This window comes from Pseudomonas sp. GL-RE-26 (assembly GCF_019956275.1).
Classification (GTDB): domain Bacteria; phylum Pseudomonadota; class Gammaproteobacteria; order Pseudomonadales; family Pseudomonadaceae; genus Aquipseudomonas; species Aquipseudomonas grandcourensis.
Genome location: NZ_JAHBDI010000081.1, coordinates 1 through 1,224, shown reverse-complemented (window position 1 = coordinate 1,224; position 1,224 = coordinate 1). Strand labels below are relative to the sequence as shown.

The 1,224-nt window shown below is 59.2% G+C and carries 1 protein-coding gene; it reads right to left on the bottom strand.

Translation table 11 applies throughout. The annotated features are described in order from the left end of the window. Window positions 1-842 (bottom strand): group II intron reverse transcriptase/maturase (ltrA, locus tag KGB07_RS27630; protein ID WP_223467221.1); only part of this gene is annotated, 842 nt, incomplete at its 3' end. Between the last annotated feature and the right edge of the window lie 382 nt (window positions 843-1,224).

Here is a 1,224-nt window from a genome sequence, read left to right as displayed (position 1 = left end):
ACATAAATGTTCGCGTCATCGGCATACCGCACGAAGCGATGGCCCCGCCGCTCCAATTCACGATCAAGTTCGTTGAGCAGGATATTCGACAGCAACGGCGAGAGCGGGCCGCCTTGCGGCGTCCCTTCCTGCCGTCGGCTGACGAGACCGCCTGACATCGTTCCCGCTTCGAGGTAGCGACGGATCAGCGTGAGGACGCGTTTGTCTTCGATTTGACGCGCAACATGGGCCATCAGAACATCATGATTAACCCGATCAAAGAACTTCTCCAGATCGAGTTCCACGCACCAGCGGTGACCCGCCGCCGCGTGGGCACGGGCCGTTTCGATAGCTTGATGGGCGCTTCTGCCCGGACGAAAGCCGTAGCTGTAGTCCGAGAACAGCGGATCAAAGATAGGTGTGAGCTGTTGCAGCAAAGCCTGTTGGATCAGGCGATCCACGACACAGGGAATGCCCAGTTGCCGTGTTCCGCCTTTAGGTTTTGGGATGTCGACGGCGCGTACACCTTGCGGTTGGTACTCGCCGGCCAGCAACCGAGTCTTGAGGTTCGGCCAATACTGTTTCACGTAGCCTGCCAATTGGTCGACCGTCATGCCATCGGCACCCGGTGCGCCCTTGTTGCTGACTACGCGTTGATACGCACGCTTGAGGTTAGCCGGTGCAAGCACCCGCTCCATCAGCGTGTCCGGCTCCGCGTTCGTCCACGCCACAGACGCCGTCGATGCTTGCGCCCTGTCAGCCGTCATCCTCGGATACCGTCCGGGACTTGGGGAGACAGTCTTCTCTTGGAGAATATTCTGCGTTTCAGCATTCGACGAGACTCTGGCGCCTACTGGCGGCATAACCTGTTCGGCCCTTGGTGGCGGGGTTATTCGCCACTTACTACGGCCTCGGCTGACTTCTGCACGCTCATCCCGTCGCCTCTCGACGCTCGGTAGCACACTGGCAAACGTGCAGATCTCCCAGGGTAATTCGCGTGACCTTCCTGCTTATGCCTGTCGGATCTACGTCACAGCGTTCTGTGCAAGTATCGGGCTTTGAAGATGCTTGCCTTCTTACCCCGCTGCGCCGCCTCTATCCGCTTCCTGTTCGTCAGGCCAGCAGTTTGCCTCGGGCTTCCTTCAGATTCGCAGTCACCCGCGACACCCTTGCCTCTGGCTAACACTTCCCCTTGCCGGGTGTGTAGAGGACTTTCACCTCCAAGTCACCAGCGAGGCCACCACA